General features: G+C 49.4%; 10 protein-coding genes. 5 read left to right on the top strand and 5 right to left on the bottom strand.

Features of this window, described 5'->3' with window-relative positions:
- Nucleotides 1-12: 12 nt before the first annotated feature.
- Nucleotides 13-1,935 carry a PrkA family serine protein kinase gene (locus KJY73_RS17420; protein WP_214344972.1) on the bottom strand — a complete coding sequence of 641 codons (1,923 nt, stop codon included), beginning with the start codon at nt 1,933-1,935 and terminating at the stop codon, nt 13-15.
- 307 nt (nt 1,936-2,242) lie between these two features.
- On the opposite strand from KJY73_RS17420, the gene KJY73_RS17415 reads away from it, so the two are divergent.
- Nucleotides 2,243-4,420, top strand: a complete 2,178-nt coding sequence (locus tag KJY73_RS17415) for a M3 family metallopeptidase (protein WP_214344971.1) — start codon at nt 2,243-2,245, stop codon at nt 4,418-4,420.
- Between the two features lie 41 nt (nt 4,421-4,461).
- Here the strand turns inward: KJY73_RS17415 and KJY73_RS17410 are convergent, their stop codons facing one another.
- Nucleotides 4,462-4,800, bottom strand: a complete 339-nt coding sequence (locus KJY73_RS17410) for a DUF805 domain-containing protein (protein ID WP_206593996.1) — start codon at nt 4,798-4,800, stop codon at nt 4,462-4,464.
- Between the two features lie 78 nt (nt 4,801-4,878).
- Between KJY73_RS17410 and zapE the strand changes: the two genes are divergently transcribed.
- Both zapE and KJY73_RS17400 read left to right on the top strand, forming a co-directional pair.
- Entirely contained in the window at nt 4,879-6,012 is a 1,134-nt protein-coding gene (zapE, locus tag KJY73_RS17405) for a cell division protein ZapE (RefSeq protein WP_214344970.1), read from the top strand.
- A 53-nt stretch (nt 6,013-6,065) separates the two neighbouring features.
- Nucleotides 6,066-6,734 carry a glutathione S-transferase gene (locus KJY73_RS17400; RefSeq protein ID WP_206593998.1) on the top strand — a complete coding sequence of 223 codons (669 nt, stop codon included), beginning with the start codon at nt 6,066-6,068 and terminating at the stop codon, nt 6,732-6,734.
- A gap of 11 nt (nt 6,735-6,745) precedes the next feature.
- On the opposite strand, the gene KJY73_RS17395 is transcribed toward KJY73_RS17400, so the two are convergent.
- Complete coding sequence (locus KJY73_RS17395; protein ID WP_214344969.1) at nt 6,746-8,185, bottom strand: aminotransferase-like domain-containing protein; 1,440 nt, start codon at nt 8,183-8,185, stop codon at nt 6,746-6,748.
- A gap of 93 nt (nt 8,186-8,278) precedes the next feature.
- On the opposite strand from KJY73_RS17395, the gene KJY73_RS17390 reads away from it, so the two are divergent.
- Both KJY73_RS17390 and KJY73_RS17385 read left to right on the top strand, forming a co-directional pair.
- Complete coding sequence (locus KJY73_RS17390) at nt 8,279-9,208, top strand: DMT family transporter (RefSeq protein ID WP_206594000.1); 930 nt, start codon at nt 8,279-8,281, stop codon at nt 9,206-9,208.
- Between the two features lie 68 nt (nt 9,209-9,276).
- Complete coding sequence (locus KJY73_RS17385; RefSeq protein ID WP_232848717.1) at nt 9,277-10,404, top strand: HD-GYP domain-containing protein; 1,128 nt, start codon at nt 9,277-9,279, stop codon at nt 10,402-10,404.
- On the opposite strand, the gene lnt is transcribed toward KJY73_RS17385, so the two are convergent.
- Both lnt and corC read right to left on the bottom strand, forming a co-directional pair.
- Nucleotides 10,401-11,960: an apolipoprotein N-acyltransferase gene (gene lnt / locus KJY73_RS17380; protein ID WP_214344968.1), complete on the bottom strand. Its 1,560-nt coding sequence runs from the start codon at nt 11,958-11,960 to the stop codon at nt 10,401-10,403. The genes KJY73_RS17385 and lnt overlap by 4 nt on opposite strands.
- Nucleotides 11,935-12,813 carry a CNNM family magnesium/cobalt transport protein CorC gene (gene corC, locus KJY73_RS17375; protein WP_206594002.1) on the bottom strand — a complete coding sequence of 293 codons (879 nt, stop codon included), beginning with the start codon at nt 12,811-12,813 and terminating at the stop codon, nt 11,935-11,937. The genes lnt and corC overlap by 26 nt, the downstream gene beginning before the upstream one ends.
- Nucleotides 12,814-12,837 lie beyond the last annotated feature (24 nt).

Raw genomic sequence — 12,837 nt, 5'->3', positions numbered from 1 at the left:
CTACCTCGCGCTTCAAGATGATTTACGGACGCGTAGATACCATTCACACAATAATCTCACCTGTTTCTTGGTGTAGCCCTTCTCAGTCATGCGTTTGACGAAATCGTCATGCTTTTTCTGATCATCAGCGCTACTCTTAGCGTTGAAGGAGATAACTGGAAGCAGATCCTCTGTATTGGAAAACATCTTTTTCTCAATGACAGTGCGTAATTTTTCGTAGCTGGTCCAGGCCGGGTTTTTACCTTTATTGTTGGCTCTGGCGCGCAGTACAAAGTTAACAATTTCATTGCGAAAATCTTTGGGATTACTGATCCCCGCTGGCTTTTCAATTTTCTCCAGTTCGGCATTTAACGCCTCGCGGTCAAACAGTTGACCGGTTTCGGGGTCGCGGTATTCCTGATCCTGGATCCAAAAATCGGCATAGGTCACATAGCGGTCAAACAAGTTCTGACCATACTCGGAATAAGACTCCAGGTAAGCGGTCTGGATCTCCTTACCGATAAATTCCACATATTTGGGTACCAGATAGCCTTTCAGGAACTCTTTATATCTGTCAGTGGTGTCCTGTGGGAATTGTTCCCGTTCCACCTGACGTTCCAGCACATAGAAAAGATGCACAGGGTTAGCCGCGACTTCCTGTGGATCAAAGTTGAAAACCTTGGAAAGAATCTTAAAGGCAAAGCGGGTGGACAAGCCCTCCATGCCTTCATCTACCCCGGCGTAGTCGCGATACTCCTGGTAGGATTTGGCCTTGGGATCGGTATCCTTCAGGCTTTCGCCGTCATATACCCGCATTTTTGAGTAGATGCTGGAATTCTCTGGCTCTTTGAGTCGCGATAAAACGCTGAACTGAGACAGGATTTCCAGTGTGCCGGGAGAGCAGGGCGCGCCGGTCAGTTCGCTGTTTTCGATTAGTTTGCGATAGATTTTCTGCTCTTCGCTAACGCGAAGGCAGTAGGGCACTTTGACAATATAAACCCGGTCAAGGAAGGCTTCATTATTCCTGTTATTGCGAAAGGTCATCCACTCCGATTCATTAGAGTGGGCCAGAATAATGCCGTCATAGGGTAGGGCTGAAAAACCTTCGGTCGGATTGTAGTTACCTTCTTGGGTAGCTGTCAGCAAGGGGTGTAATACCTTGATGGGGGCTTTGAACATCTCCACGAATTCCATCAACCCCTGATTAGCTTTACACAAAGCACCTGAGTAGCTGTAGGCATCCGGGTCGTTTTGGGCAAAGGTTTCCAACTTGCGGATATCCACTTTACCTACCAGGGAAGATATATCCTGGTTGTTATCATCACCGGGTTCGGTTTTGGCCACACCAATCTGGTCGAGTACCGATGGGTGCATTTTTACCACTCTGAATTTGGAAATATCCCCGTTGTATTCGTGCAGGCGTTTTCTGGCCCAAGGCGACATGATGGTTTTCAGGTAGCGTTTGGGAATGCCATATTCTTTCTGAAGAATTTCGCCATCTTCGTCCGCATTAAATAAGGCCAGAGGATGGTCGTTGACCGGCGAGTCTTTGAGGCAATAGATAGGGACTTTTTGCATCAACTCTTTGAGCTTCTCAGCCAGCGATGACTTACCGCCACCTACAGGGCCGAGTAAATAGAGGATTTGCTTTTTCTCCTCTAATCCCTGCGCCGAATGTTTAAGGTAAGAGACTATCTGTTCGATAGCTTCCTCCATCCCGAAAAAATCAGAGAAAGATGGGTAGCGAGCTATCGTTCGGTTTGAGAAGATTCGGCTTAGTGCAGGATCCTGGGAGGTATCCACCATTTCTGGATCACCGATAGCCAGTAACAGCCGCTCTGCCGCATTGGCATATGCAGTCTTATCCTGTCTGCACAGGTCGAGAAATTCGCTGATACTGTATTCTTCTTCTTTGTGAGCTTCATATCGTTGTTGGTAGTGCTCGAAAATACCCATAACCACCTCCGGGATAATCAACTGGAATCACATGATTGATAGAAAAGAGAAGGCCTAGTGTTTCAGCTGCCTTTACCTAAAGGTTAGACGCTATTTTTCGCCTATGTGCTGCAATTTACAGATTTCATTGCAAAAAATTGTATGTAGGCGGGCAAAAACCGCATGCTGACGGGCCAAATTTGCTGCCGGTAAATTGCACCGGAAACAATTCCTAACTAAAAGCTCGGCATGCAGAGCGGTCTGAGCATGGGCAGGAACGATCGCAGAAAGTACACTGCAGGTTTTAGTTGCCGCGAGAAGCAAATGTATGAAAAAAATCCCGTACCCTTTAATTAAAATCGCTGTTATCGCTGCGTTAATTGCGCCAATCGCCGCCTGTCAGCAAACCCCTTCTGAGCAGGTGGTTAGCCAATCTGTGCAACAGATGGAAAATCCGTTGCTGGCTCCTTGGACGGGCCCATACGGAGGGTTGCCGGCTTTTGACAAGATGGCGTTGGCCGATGTAAAACCTGCTCTGGAGGCGGGCATGGCGCGTAATCTGGCAGAGCTAGATAGCATTGCCAACAATCCCGCCCCTCCCACTTTTGAAAACACCATTGTGGCCTATGAACGGGCAGGTAAAGACCTGGACAGGGTATTCACTTATTACGGCATTTTACGCTCCAACTTGTCCAGCCCCGAATTTCGTGCAATTCAAAAAGAGATGGCGCCAAAATTATCGGCGTTTAACTCCAAAATAGTGCAGAACGACAAGCTCTTTGCCCGTATTAAAGCTGTGTATGAGAGTGATGATTTAAAAACCTTGCGGGATGACCAGCAGCGTCTGGCATATCTGATTTATGACAGCTTCGCCAGTAATGGGGCAACCTTATCCGAGCAGGCGAAGGCGCGTTATGCAGCAATTAATCTGGAACTGTCGAAACTGCATACGCAGTTTGCCAATAATGTGCTGGCCGATGAAGAAAACTATGTGCTGTTTTTGCAGGCTGACCAATTAGGCGGATTACCCGACTCATTGGTCAAAGCAGCAGCTCAAGCAGCAAAAGAGCGAGGACAGGAAGGCAAATACGCTATTACCAACACTCGCTCTTCCATGGATCCCTTCCTGACCTTTTCCACCGAGCGAGGTCTTCGCGAAAAGGTTTGGCGTACCTATTACAGCCGCGGTGATAACGGTGATGCCCATGATAACAACGCCATTATTGCTGAGATTTTGAAACTGCGTCATGAGCGGGTGAATCTGTTGGGTTATGACAACTATGCCCAGTGGCGTTTGTCTAACCGTATGGCCAAGCATCCTGAAAATGCCTTGCAGTTGATGGAGTCGGTATGGCCGGCGGCTATTGCACGAGTGTCCGAAGAAGTGCAGGACATGCAGGCGATAGCTGATAGCGAGGGCGCGAATATTCGTATTCAGCCCTGGGACTATCGTTTCTACGCTGAAAAGGTACGCAAGGCCAAGTACGATTTGGACTCCAATGAGGTTAAACAGTATCTACAGCTCGATAAATTACGTGACGCCATGTTCTACGTGGCCGGGCGCTTGTTTAACTTTGACTTCAGCCCAGTGCCCGCTGGCACGGTGCCGGTGTTTCATGCAGACGTTCAGGTTTTCGAAGTTAAAGATAAGAACAGCGGTGAGCTGATTGGTCTTTGGTATCTGGATCCCTTTGCTCGTCAAGGGAAACGCAGCGGGGCATGGGCCAACAGCTATCGCAGCTTTACCAGCTTTGATGGGCAGCAAAGCGTTTTATCGTCCAATAACTCCAATTTTGTTAAAGCGGCACCTGGCGAAGCAGTATTGATTTCCTGGGATGATGCGACAACCTTCTTCCACGAGTTTGGCCATGCCTTGCATGCCTTATCCTCTAAGGTTGCTTATCCCACCCTAAATAGTGGCGTGCGCGATTACACCGAGTTTCAATCTCAGTTATTGGAGCGCTGGTTACTGACCGATGAGGTGATTAACAATTATCTCGTGCACCATCAAACTGGTCAGCCCATTCCGGCTGAATTAGTGGCGAAAATTAAGCAGGCAGCGACCTTTAACGAAGGCTTTAAAACCACTGAATATCTGGCCTCAGCCCTTATCGATTTGAAGCTGCATATGGTCGATCCGACAGATATCGACCCCGATGCCTTCGAGCGGGACACGTTGACGGCCATGGGCATGCCAAAGGAGGTGGTTATGCGTCATCGCACACCACAGTTTGGTCATGTATTTTCCGGCGAAGGGTACTCTGCTGGTTATTATGGCTACATGTGGGCTGAGGTGCTGACCTCCGATGCTGCTCAGGCGTTTGCCGAAGCTCCAGGGGGCTTCTATGACCAAGCCATGGCCGATAAGCTGGTGAAGCACTTGTTTTCAGTGCGTAATGCTCAGGACCCTGCTGATGCTTACCGGGCGTTTCGCGGCCGGGATGCCAAGGTGGATGCCTTGATGCAGGATCGCGGTTTTATGGTCGGTAAAAGCGTTAAAATGTGATTTTTTAGGGTTGTAAAAAAGGCCGCGTAAGCGGCCTTTTGTTATTCTGCCAAAGTGGCTTTGGGGTTTGGTCCCCATTGGTTTTCTTCGGCTTGGCTGTCCTGAATCATAAACAACAGTATTACCAGGAAACCAATCAGTGGGATGAGCAATAGCAATGCCCACCAACCGCTGCGACCGGTGTCATGCAGGCGACGAACCATAATGGCAATACTAGGGATGAATATCACCAGCGAGTAAATCATGCCGGGAATGCCACCGAGAAAACTCAGCACCAGTGACACGATAAAGTTAATGAGAAAGACCATCCAGTACTCTTCGCGTCTGGAACGGGTGGAGAAGGTGAAGTAATCAGTGAAAAATTTCTTATACCACTGCATTCGATTTCCTTATTCAACATATTGATTAGAATGAATTTTATATCAGAAAATCGAGACTTCAGCTATTCAGGATTAGTTATGTCGAATGATAAGGATGCTACCGCTGCCAGACTTGACCTGCCAATGTGTCTGGACAGTGGGCAGCTGTTGGTACAAGCAGAATTGGAGGCCATTGCCGAACACATTAGTCACCAGAGTATTGAACGCATTCAAGGCTTGTATATTTGGGGGAAGGTCGGACGCGGTAAGACCATGCTGATGGATAACTTTGCCAGGCAATTGCCTGCAAAGTGCGTTAGGCGCCAGCATTTCCATGAGTTTATGCGGGATTTGCATCTTAGCTTAGGGCAGATGAGCGGACGGGAAGACCCGCTGAAGCTTATTGCCCGACGTCTGGCTAACACATGTCGGGTGCTCTGTTTTGACGAGTTTTTTGTTTCTGATATCGCCGATGCCATGCTGCTGGGCAGGTTGCTTCAGGAGCTTTTCGCACTCAATGTGGTACTGGTTGCAACCAGTAATTGTGAACCGGCACAGTTATATGCAAATGGCTTGCAGAGGCAGCGATTTTTGCCTGCAATCGCCGCCATTGAGCAGCACTGCCAGATTATGCATCTGGATGGACAGATTGATTACCGCTTGCGTGAGCTTACGTCTGCACCCTGTTACTGGGTATACGATGCCCATGAGATGGCGCTGGCCAATAAGCGCCTGCTAAATGAATACCAACTAAAACGTGAAAACGACATGAGGCTGATGGGGCGGTCTGTTGCTTGTTTGGGAACAAACCGCAATACGGCGGCATTTAGCTTTGCTGAGCTTTGTCAGGGACCGCGAAGTCATTTGGATTACATTGAGCTGTGTGAACGTTTTGACACACTACTGTTGCTGGACGTTCCACCACTATCAGCGCCGCGACAAGAGCAAATAAAAGCCAGAGGCACCGAAGATGGCGCAGAGGGCTCCGGGCAGACCGGTGAGAGGATTGTCAGTTTGGGGGTTAATGACAATGCGACTCGGCGTTTTATTGCTTTGGTAGATCAGTGTTATGGGGCGAGCGTGAAGCTATTTGTAACGGCTCGTTTGCCCTTGGATTCCTTGTATACGGAGGGAGCGTTGCTGTTTGAGTTCGAGCGTTTGAAAAGCCGTTTGGTGGAGATGGGCTCGAAGGAATACCAAGAGGGTCAGTTATCTCAGTCCACAACTTATTGATCCATCTGAGCTGTTGTACGTAAGTTAAAGACCCATTGTTCAGGATACAGTCTATGCTCACTTTGCATCACTTAAATAACAGCCGTTCGCAGCGGATTCTTTGGTTGCTTGAGGAGCTGCAAGTTCCCTATGAAATTAAAACCTATCAACGTGATACAAAGACCATGCTGGCACCTCCTGCACTGAAAGACGTGCATCCACTGGGTAAATCGCCGCTGATTACCGATGCCGGCCAGCTGTTGGCAGAGTCCGGGGCCATTATCCAGTATTTGTGCGAGCAGTATGGACCCCAATGGATACCGGAAAAAGGTACCCAGGACTATTTGCAGTATCACTATTGGTTGCATTTTGCCGAAGGCAGTTTAATGCCACCCATGTTGTTGAAATTGGTCATGGATAAAATTCGCAGCAATCCAATGCCATTTTTTATCCGTCCCGTGGCAAAAGGCATCGCCTCTAAAGTGATGCAGGCTTTTGTCAGCCCCAATATTCAGAATAATCTGAACTTCATTGAACATTCGTTGGTTGAACGCCAGTGGTTGGCAGGCTCCAGACCAAGTGGCGCTGATGTACAGATGAGTTTTCCTCTTGAAGCTGCGTTGGCCAGGGGCTTAGTACCTGAATACCACACCAATATTCGCCGTTATGTAGAGCGCATTCACGCCCGGCCTGCCTATCAGAGGGCGCTAAAGGCGGGGGGAGACTATGCCTATGCGGGTTAGATCAGGCCTGCCTAATAGAGTCCTTTACTCAGCCTTCCCAGTGTAGCAACCGCATTTTCCACTTTGTCGGTCCAGGGCAAACCATAACTTAGCCGGATGCAGTGGCGGTATTTATCCGATGGCGCAAATAATGTGCCCGGCATTGAGCTGACACCTGATGGCAATGCTTGTTGAAAGAGCTGATTGCCATCCAGCCTTTTGGGGAGCTCCAGCCACAACACCGCGCCACCCGCCGGGCTGCTGACTCTGGTGCCAGCAACAAAGTGCTCGGCGATGCAGGCCAGCATGCGTTCCTTGTTGACGAAGAGCACCTGGCGAAGTTGACGAAGATATCTGTCATATTCGCCGTTGCCAATAAATTCTGACAGACTCCACTGATTGAGTAATGAGGATGAACAGGACAGGGCTCGCTTGAGGCTGGCAGCTTGGCCTGCAAAACCTGGGGCCAGCAACCAGCCGACTCGGTGGCTGGGGGCGGCAGTTTTGGAGAATGAACTACAGGTCAGCACCAACCCCTTTTTGGCATAACGCTGGGCGGGTATTCCCCTGTATTCACCGAAATACAGGTCACCATAAACATCGTCCTCTATGAGGTACACCTGTTTTTCTTCCAACAGCGCCACCAGTTGTTGTTTGGTACTTTCATCAATCAGCGCGCCCATGGGATTGGTAATACTGGATGAAAAAACACAGGCCTTAATGGAATGGCGTTCAAGTGCCTGAACTACATCCTCGACACTGATACCCTCTTGTGAGCAAACCGGAATTTCGTAAGCCAGCATGCCCAGACTCTCGATAAGTTCGAGAATGCCGAAGTAGCAGGGGGACTCAACCGCAATAATGTCACCAGGTTTGGCCACCAGTTTGAGTGCCAGGGTCAAGGCTTCCTGCGCACCGTTTGTGATGACAATCTGACTGGGGTCGACTGTCATATCCATGTCCAGATAACGCCGGGCAAGTTGCCGTCTTAGCGGTTCAAATCCAGCAAAGGGGCCATAACCTATGGCTTCTTCGCCCGCCATGGACATCACGCGTCGCATGATTCTTGCCAGTGCTTTGTTGGTTGGTAGGGCTGCCACTGGGTTGCAAATGCCCAGTGGCACAATGCCCGGCACATGAATGGCATTGTAGGCCTGCTCAATAAGTTGCTGCCTGCTGACCGGTAAGGCTTTGGCCGCTAATCTGGGTTTACGAGGCGTGGCATTGACCGTCAGGCTGGCGCGTAAGAAATAACCCGACTTAGGTCGGGATTCCACCATACCGATACGTTCAAGCTCTTCGTAAGCCTGCTTGACGGTAGGTACACTGATATTCAATGTGCTGGCTAACTGACGCAGTGAAGGAATGCGCTCACCGGCCCGCAAAGTGCCATTTGTCTGCATGTCACGAATAATGTCTGCCACCTGTCGATACAGGTAAGTGTGGTTTTCACGATTGACTAATGGTTGCATAATCTGTGCAGGTCGCTTTTTTACAATCTGTATATGTTCAGTATACAGATAATCTTTATCATAGCTCTCCCTGCAAATAAACCAGGACGTGCAATGAAAAACCTATTCCTTTATGTAACCACTGTGTTGATCTGGGGATCAACCTGGTTGGCGATTGAGTTTCAACTGGGCGTAGTACCGCCAGAGGTTTCCTTGGTTTATCGTTTTGGTCTGGCTGCAATCCTGATGTGGGGGTACTGCTGGTATCGCAAACTGCCCATGCAATTTGGATTGGTTCAGCATGGATTCTTTATGCTGTTGGCACTGTGTAACTTCGGCTTTAACTATTTGGTGCTGTATTGGGCGCAGGCTTATCTGACCTCAGCGCTCGCTTCAATCGCATTTTCCACCATGCTGCTGATGAATATCCTGAATACGCGTTTGTTCTTCGGCCAGCCTATTGCCGGGCGTATTTATCTTGGAGCCCTAATTGGCATCGCTGGAATTGTGCTGCTGTTCTGGCCGGACTTACAGCAACTCGATCTGTCAAATAAGGTCTTGGTCGGGCTGTTGATGGCGCTGGCGGGCACATTGATTGCCTCGTTTGGCAACATGGTCAGCGTACGCAACTCCAGGCGCCAGGTTGGGGTGCTACAGGGCAATGCATGGGGCATGTTGTACGGCACTCTGGTATTAGCCGTTGTGTCGGTATTAACGGGGGCCAGTTTTAGTTTTGACTTCAGGGCGCCTTATATCATTAGCCTGTTGTATCTGGCCATATTCGGTACGGTTGTTGCCTTTGCTTGTTACTTTGTGCTCCTGAAGAACATTGGCCCGCAAAAGGCCAGTTATGTGATTGTCCTGTTTCCGTTGGTTGCGGTGGCGCTGAGCAGTTGGTTTGAAGATTTTCACTGGAATCAATTTACCTTATGGGGATTCTTACTGGTGTTATGCGGTAACGCCTTGGTACTAACTCCTTATGCAAAGATTCGCAGTTGGATGACCTCAAGTCCTCTGTTTATGCAGCGTAAGGTTAGCCAATAGGTTATTGCTGAGCGGGTTTCTAGCTGCTATATCAAATACTGCTGGTTTGGTATTTTGGCAGAAGGACGATGACAGTGATGTTAAGCAATGAGCGTGGCTTTGCTGATAATCAAGATGGTTTGTCAGCGCAACTCAAGCACCTTCACGAGGTGGCGGCGCTCAATTTTAGTTTTCTGAGCCGTATTGCCGTGGCGCTGTACGACAGTAGTACCGATATGGTGCGTACTTTTGTCTACAGCGGCAAGACGTGCGGTCTGAATCACTATCAGGCAAAGCTCAGCGAATGCTATTCGTTGCAGGAACTGGCCCACTCTCATGGCACAAGGGTGGAACAAAACCTCAGTGTATTTGCTGACAGCAAACATCGTCATGCCTATGAAATATTCGAGGCAGGTTATCGCTCCAGTTACACGGTTCCCATGCTGTGGCAAGGTCAGTTACTCGGATTCGTGTTTTTTAACGCTGACCGTATTGATGCCTTCTCCCCCCGTTGTTTATCTGAATTGGATGTTATTGCGCAATTTTTGACCTTGCTGATAGCAACCCAGCAGTCCAATGCCAGAATGCTGCTGGCGACGCTGCGCTCTGCCCGGGATATGACCCATTCCCGGGATCCTGAAACGGCATATCATTTAGAACGTATGTCCCGTTACGCCAGGCTAATTGCTCTGCATACGGCAAATGAGTTTGGCGTAGATGATGATTTTGTTGAACATGTGTATTTATTCTCACCGTTACACGATTTGGGCAAAATCAGTATCCCAGACAGCGTGTTGCTCAAACCGGGCAAGTTGACAGACGCTGAGTTCGAGGTGATGAAAGGGCATACACTGACCGGCGCTGAGATGGTCGATAAGTTGATGGGAAATTTCGGCTTGAGCCATCTTCATCACATATCAGTTTTGCGTAATATCGTGCGCCACCATCATGAAGCGCTGGATGGCAGCGGTTACCCTGATGCTCTGCAAGGGCGGGATATTCCGCTGGAAGCAAGAATCGTGGCGGTGGCCGATGTATTTGATGCCCTGACCAGTAAGCGCCCCTACAAGGAGGCGTGGGACAATGACAGGGCATTTTTAACCTTGCGTGAGATGGCGGGAAGTAAGCTCGATCCCTTCTGTGTTGAAGCCTTAATCGACCAGCGAGCTGAAGTAGAAGAAATTCAGCGGGTTTTCAGGGAAAACCCGTTCGGTTAATTAACCTGTGTGGCGCTTGATTGCTGGGTGGTGTTTCGTTTGGGTAACCAAACTGCCAGCCCTAAACCCATCGCCGCTAATAACCAAGCCCACAGATCCCCAAACTTGGCGTAAGGGGTCTGGCCCTGATAACGGGGAACGCGGCTGACCAGCACGCCCTGCTCAAATTGCGGAAGCTGGTCGAGCACCCGACCATCAGCGTCGATGACTGCCGTAATGCCATTATTGGTGGCCCGTAGTACCGGGATACCGAATTCTTTGGCCCGTACCTGGGCTATTTCCAGATGTTGATGGGGGCCGTGAGAGTGACCAAACCAGGCATCATTACTGACCGTGAGAATATAGTCAGTATGATCATGCAGGTTGGCACGGATTTGATTAGGAAAAGCTATCTCAAAGCAGATGGCCGGGGCCAAGTGAAGCCCATTTGCTTGCAGATTACGTTGTTGAAAATCACCGCGGCTGAACGATGACATCGGCAAATCAAACAATGGCGCTATGCCACGCAACCAATCCTCAAAAGGAATAAATTCGCCAATTGGCAGCAAGTGATGCTTGGCGTAGCGGTTAGCATGTGGATAGCGATAATGGCCTTGTGCTTCGCCATTTTGACTACCCAAAACAATCAGATTATTGAAGGCGTCACGGGTCTCAAAATTGTAGTTAACAATGCCGGTTACTACTGCCGTCTGGTGACTGGCGGCGGTTTCATCCAGTTCCTGCAAATAACGCAGCGCCAGAGGCTCCAGCTTGGGAATGGCCGCTTCCGGCCAGATGATCAGGTCTGCATCCCAGTGGGAGTCGGTTAGTTGCCTATACAGGTTCATGGTGGGTAAATCCTGCTCGGGCACCCAACGCAGAGATTGTTGGATATTGCCTTGCACCATGACCAGTTTGACAGATTGTCCCTTATCCTCAGTCCACTGCTGTTTACCTAAAAGGTAACCGCTGATAAGAAGGACCGCGGTAATCATAAAGGCGGATTTAAAATGACGCTTAGGGACTAGCAAGCCGAGGCTACAGGCTAAGGTCACAAGGAGCACACTGACACCGGTTTCACCTAAAATTGGTAAATAGCCGCCAAGCGGCCCGTGCAGTTGACTGTAACCCAGCGACAGCCAGGGAAAGCCGGTTAGCATCCAGCTTCTGAGCCATTCACAGAAAAGCCAGATAAAACCGATACCTAATGGCCAATACGAAGGGGTAATAAAGCGTACCAGCAGCCATGAGGCGAGAGCGGGGTACAGAGCCAGATACGCACTAAGCAGTAGCATCAGACCTATGGATCCCACCAGAGGCAAGCCACCGAAATCCGCGATACTCACATGTACCCAGCTAATACCGGCACCAAACCAGCCCAGTCCAAAGCTCCAGCCGCTCAGAAAGGCATGTGACCTTCCTTTATTGCTAAGCAGCCAAAAGAAGCCGGCTAACAACAGCGGAGCGATAAACCAGACGCTAAATGGTGCGTATGAGAAGGTTAAACCTGCCCCCAGCAGAAAGCTGAGCAGGCAGGTTGGCAGCAGGCGTTTAGCCGCCTTGATCTTCGGCGTCATCCTTTTTCGGCAGACTCACTTTTAATTGGATCAAACGGCGTTTGTCCGCATTGGTGACGCGAAACTCAATACCATCGATAACCACGAATTCATCACGCATAGGCATGTGCCCAAATGCGCGCAGCACGATACCGCCAATGGTATCGGCTTCTTCTTCGTCAAAACCGGTATTGAAGTAATCGTTAAAGTCCTCCACAGAGGTCAGGGCTTTAACGGAAAATGTGCATTTATTCAGAGGACGGATATCATCCGTTTCATTCTCTTCAACATCATGCTCATCTTCAATTTCACCGACGATCAGTTCAAGAATATCTTCTATCGTCGCCAGACCCGACACACCGCCGTATTCATCCACCACAATCGCCATATGATAGCGTTCCTGGCGGAATTCACGCAGTAGTACATCAACGCGCTTACTTTCCGGAACGATAATAGCCGGGCGTAGGATATCTTTAAGTTTGAAATCTTTTTCGGGGTTGAAGCCGTATTCCAGCAGATCTTTAGCCAGCAGAATTCCCTCGATATGATCTTTGTCTTCGTTGATCACAGGGAAACGTGAATGGGCTGACTCTAATACTACCGGCAGGAACTCTGCGACAGTTTGGTCAATGCCGATGGTTACGATTTGCGCTCTGGGGATCATGATATCCCTGACACGCATTTCACTGATTTCCAGCACCCCTTCGATCATGTCGCGGGTGGCGTTGTCTATGACATCACGTTGCTGGGCTTCGTTGATTACTTCAACCAACTGTTCTCTGTTTTGCGGTTCTCCCGACAGGCTCTGGACTATCTTTTCCAGCCAGCCTTTATTGGAAGAACCGTTGCTAGAGTGGGGACTGTCGTCGCTCATAGGCTCCAATCTTGTATCTCAATG

The sequence above is a fragment of the Bowmanella yangjiangensis genome, assembly GCF_018531185.1.
Lineage (GTDB): Bacteria > Pseudomonadota > Gammaproteobacteria > Enterobacterales > Alteromonadaceae > Bowmanella > Bowmanella yangjiangensis.
The sequence above is the reverse complement of the archived record's forward strand: the minus strand, read 5'-3'. Positions and strand labels throughout refer to the sequence as shown.